This is a genomic window from Mycobacterium sp. (genome assembly GCF_040398885.1).
Taxonomy (GTDB): domain Bacteria; phylum Actinomycetota; class Actinomycetes; order Mycobacteriales; family Mycobacteriaceae; genus Mycobacterium.
The window spans coordinates 1-3422 of sequence record NZ_JBBATF010000232.1; the positions used below are offsets into that span (position 1 = coordinate 1).

A 3422-nucleotide genomic window follows, 5' to 3' on the forward strand; every position below is an offset into this window, starting at 1 on the left:
GCCATCGCGCTGGGGCATCCGGTCGGCAGCACCGGCAGCCGGCTGATCACCACGGCGCTGCACGAGTTGGAGCGGACCGGCCAGGGCACCGCCCTGATCACCATGTGCGCCGGCGGGGCGCTCTCGACCGCAACCATCATCGAACGGATCTAGTCGCATCTCACGCTCCGACATCGCCCGCATCGCCGCCGCCCAGGCCTACATCGACGCGCTCGTCAGCCATGACGGCGAGTCGGTCCCCTTCGCCCGCGACTGCACCCGGGTCGAGCAAGGCATCAGGAACGGATTCTCCGGGAAACATCTCCGGCGCAGCCTGACCCGCGGCCCGCAGTACCGGATCATCGCAGCGACGACACCTCCGGACTACACCGTCGCGGGCGACGAGGTGCGGGCCCGCTACACGGTGCTGACCAGGTTCGCGGTCGGGCGGCGGCGGGCCGCCGCCCGGGTCGAGGAGACTTTCGTGATCCCGGAGTCGGACGGACTGATCCACCACATCCGGGTCACCTTTCACCCATTCCTCGGGAGGGACGCTGTGCCTGAACCAAAACCACGACCGCGCGGACTGGACTCACCGCAGTCCAACACCGTCATCAAGTGGATGTCGAAGAGCCAGGCCTGGTTGTACCGGAAGACCGACGGCAGACTCGGCGGCAAGTTCCTGCAGGGCGCCCCGGTGGCGCTGCTGACCACCACCGGCCGAAAGACCGGTGAACGGCGGGTCAGTCCGTTGGTGTACCTGCGGGAGGGTGACCGCATCGTGCTGGTCGCCTCGAAGGGAGGCGCGGCGACCCACCCGATGTGGTACCTGAACCTCAAGGCCGACCCGAAGGTGTCGGTCCAGATCAAGGACGAGGTGCTGCATCTGACCGCCCGGGACGCCACCGAGGAGGAACGGTCGCGCTACTGGCCCAGACTCGTTGAGATGTACACCAGTTTCGAGGACTACCAGTCCTGGACCGACCGGGTCATCCCGGTGGTCGTCTGCGACCCCGCTTAGGATCCGTACACCGGGACCGGCGGACGGCCCTCGGCCAACAGGCTGCGGACGACGGGTCCCAGTTCGCCGGGTTCCCACCGCGCGCCCTTGTCGACCTCGGCGCCGTGCCGCCAGCCCTCGGCCGCGCGGATGATGCCGCCTTCGACCTCGAACACCCGGCCGGTGACGTCGGCGGACTCGGCGCTGCCGAGCCAGACCACCAGCGGCGAGATGTTCTCCGGGGCCATGGCGTCAAACCCGTTGCCCGGCTTGGCCATCATCTCGGCGAACACCGTCTCGGTCATCCGGGTTCTGGCCGACGGGGCAATGGCATTCACCGTGACTCCGTACCGGCCCATCTCGGCGGCCGCCACCAGGGTGAGCGCGGCGATACCGGCCTTGGCGGCGCTGTAGTTGCCCTGACCGACGCTGCCCTGAAGTCCCGCACCCGAACTGGTGTTGATGATCCGGGCATTGAGGGTGTCGGCGCCGGCTTTCCCTTCTTTGACCTGCCCGCGCCAGTACGCCGCGGCGTGCCGGGTGGTCGCGAAGTGCCCCTTGAGGTGGACGGCGATGACGGCGTCGAACTCCTCCTCGCTGGTGTTGGCGATCATCCGGTCACGCACGATGCCGGCGTTGTTGACCAGGACGTCCAGGCCGCCGAAGGCGTCGACCGCGGCCCGGATCAACCCGGCGGCCTCGTTCCAGTCCGCCACATTGGCGCCGCTGGTGACGGCTTCTCCTCCGGTGGAACGGATTTCGTCGACCACGCCCTGCGCGGCGCTGCCACCGCCGGCCGGTGATCCGTCCAGCCCCACACCGATGTCATTGACCACGACCCGGGCCCCCTCGGCGGCGAAGGCAAGCGCGTGGGCACGCCCGATGCCGCCACCGGCGCCGGTGACGATGACGACGCGGCCGTCGAGCAATCCCATGGTCTCCCTCAATCCTTGTTCGCACTCGATGCGGACAGGTACGGCGGCGGCTCGCCGCCGCCGTGGACCGGCAACACCGCACCGCTGATGTAGGACGCGGCGTCGGAGGCCAGAAACGCCGCAGCCCAACCGATCTCGGCCGGTCGTGCGAGTCGCCCCAGCGGGACGGTGCCCGCCACCGCGGCCTGCGACTCGCCGTCGCCGTAGAACGACTCCACCTGCTCGGTGGCCACCATGCCGGCCACCACCGCGTTGACCCTGACCTTGGGCGCCCACTCCACCGCCAGGGTCGCGGTCAGGCTGTCCACCCCGGCCTTCGCCGCCCCGTAGGCGGCATGTCCGGGCGAGGGACGCCGGCCGCTGACGCTCGAGATCGCGATGATCGCGCCGCCCTTCGCCTGCTGCTGCATCACGGCGTTGGCCGCCTGCGAGACGTACAGCGTTCCCAGCAGGTTCAACTCGATCACCTTCCGGAGGAACCGCGGCGACGCCTCGGCGACCGGCACCGACGGCGATCCGCCGGCGTTGTTCACCACGACATCGAGGCGGCCGTGCCGCGCGGCGACGGTATCGACGAGGCCGGCGACGGCCTCGGGATCGCGGACATCGCAGCTGTGGAACTCGTACGGCAGCCCGTCGACGGCGCGCCTGGCGCAGGTGACCACGGTGGCGCCCTGGCCGGCGAAGACCTCGCTGATGCCCGCGCCGACACCGCGGACGCCCCCGGTCACCAGCACGACGCGACCGGCCAGCTCGAAGTCCACCGTGCTAGCCTACCAAGCAAGTGCTTGCTTAGGAGGTGCCATGCCGATCACGTCCTCCACCGTCGAGCCCGGCATCGTCGCGGTCACCGTCGACTACCCACCGGTCAACGCCATACCGTCGCGCGGCTGGTTCGACCTCGCCGAGACGATCACGAGGGCCGGCCTGGACACGGCCACCCGGGTGGTGATCCTGCGGGCCGAGGGCCGGGGCTTCAACGCCGGCGTGGACATCAAGGAGATGCAGAAGACCACCGGGTTCACCGCCCTGATCGACGCCAACCGCGGTTGCTTCGCGGCGTTCAAGGCGGTCTACGAGTGCGCGGTCCCCGTCGTCGCCGCCGTCAACGGGTTCTGCGTGGGCGGCGGCATCGGCCTGGTGGGCAACGCCGACGTGATCGTGGCCTCCGACGACGCGAAATTCGGCCTGCCCGAGGTTGAGCGCGGGGCGCTGGGTGCGGCCACTCACCTGTCCCGACTCGTTCCCCAGCACATGATGCGGCGGCTGTTCTTCACCGCGGCCACCGTCGACGCCGCGACCCTGCACCACTTCGGCTCGGTGCACGAGGTGGTTCCCCGCGCCGAGCTCGATGAGGCGGCACTGCGGGTGGCACGCGACATCGCCGCCAAGGACACCCGGGTGATCCGGGCCGCCAAGGAGGCGCTGAATTTGATTGATCCCCAGCAGGTTAACGCCAGCTACCGGATGGAGCAGGGTTTCACCTTCGAGTTGAACCTGTCCGGGGT

At 69.6% G+C, this 3422-nt stretch carries 4 protein-coding genes and 2 pseudogenes; 4 read left to right on the forward strand and 2 right to left on the reverse strand.

Features of this window, described 5'->3' with window-relative positions; genetic code table 11:
• From ADBZ5U_RS15165 to ADBZ5U_RS15175, 3 genes and pseudogenes are all read left to right on the forward strand, one after another.
• Positions 1-153, forward strand: a pseudogene (locus ADBZ5U_RS15165) (steroid 3-ketoacyl-CoA thiolase); the annotation flags it as partial.
• Between the two features lie 4 nt (positions 154-157).
• Positions 158-523 (forward strand): annotated as a pseudogene (locus tag ADBZ5U_RS15170) (DUF8021 domain-containing protein); the annotation flags it as partial.
• A gap of 78 nt (positions 524-601) precedes the next feature.
• Entirely contained in the window at positions 602-1000 is a 399-nt protein-coding gene (locus ADBZ5U_RS15175; protein ID WP_526811581.1) for a nitroreductase family deazaflavin-dependent oxidoreductase, read from the forward strand.
• Here ADBZ5U_RS15175 and ADBZ5U_RS15180 read toward each other — a convergent pair.
• Together ADBZ5U_RS15180 and ADBZ5U_RS15185 are read right to left on the reverse strand one after the other, a co-directional pair.
• The gene (locus ADBZ5U_RS15180; RefSeq protein ID WP_526811576.1) at positions 997-1914 is read right to left on the reverse strand and encodes an SDR family oxidoreductase; all 918 of its coding nucleotides are present in this window, start codon (positions 1912-1914) and stop codon (positions 997-999) included. The genes ADBZ5U_RS15175 and ADBZ5U_RS15180 overlap by 4 nt on opposite strands.
• Before the next feature lie 8 nt (positions 1915-1922).
• Entirely contained in the window at positions 1923-2678 is a 756-nt protein-coding gene (locus tag ADBZ5U_RS15185) for an SDR family oxidoreductase (RefSeq protein WP_526811578.1), read from the reverse strand.
• Positions 2679-2718: 40 nt separating this feature from the next.
• On the opposite strand from ADBZ5U_RS15185, the gene echA20 reads away from it, so the two are divergent.
• Positions 2719-3422, forward strand: a 704-nt coding sequence (echA20, locus tag ADBZ5U_RS15190) for a (7aS)-7a-methyl-1,5-dioxo-2,3,5,6,7,7a-hexahydro-1H-indene-carboxyl-CoA hydrolase (protein ID WP_526811580.1), incomplete at its 3' end; no start/stop codon positions are given.